Origin of the sequence: Xanthomonas sp. SHU 166, assembly GCF_000364685.1 — a bacterium.
Taxonomy (GTDB): domain Bacteria; phylum Pseudomonadota; class Gammaproteobacteria; order Xanthomonadales; family Xanthomonadaceae; genus Xanthomonas_A; species Xanthomonas_A sontii.
Window position 1 is genome coordinate 1 of sequence record NZ_AQOJ01000715.1, and the last position, 565, is coordinate 565.

Here is a 565-nt window from a genome sequence, read left to right on the forward strand (position 1 = left end):
CGATTGCCGGACCGGACGGGCGGCGGGCTTGGCCACCGGCTTGGCCGCCGACCGGGCGGCCGGGCGGCTCGGTGCGCTGGGGACAGCCGGATGGCCGAGCGGGGCGCTGCTCGCCTCGATCTTGAACACCGCCACGGCCTGGCTCAGCTGGCCGGCCTGTTCTTCCATCGAACGTGCGGCGGCCGTGGCTTCCTCGACCAGCGCGGCGTTCTGCTGGGTGGCCTCGTCCATCTGGGTGATGGTCTGGTTGACCTGCTCGATGCCGGCGGACTGCTCCTGCGAGGCGGCGGCGATCTCGCCCATGATGTCGGTCACGCGCTGCACCGAGGTCACGATCTCCTGCATGGTCTTGCCCGCCTGGTCGACCAGCGCCGAGCCCTGGGCGACCCGGCCGACGGAGTCGTCGATCAGGCCCTTGATCTCCTTGGCGGCGTTGGCCGAGCGCTGGGCGAGGGTGCGCACTTCGCTGGCGACCACGGCGAAGCCGCGGCCCTGTTCGCCGGCACGCGCCGCCTCCACGGCCGCGTTCAAGGCGAGGATGTTGGTCTGGAAGGCGATGCCGTCG

General features: G+C 72.0%; 1 protein-coding gene. It reads right to left on the bottom strand.

Features of this window, described 5'->3' with window-relative positions:
- Positions 1-565, bottom strand: a 565-nt coding sequence (locus D180_RS16660; protein WP_043091195.1) for a methyl-accepting chemotaxis protein, incomplete at both ends; no start/stop codon positions are given.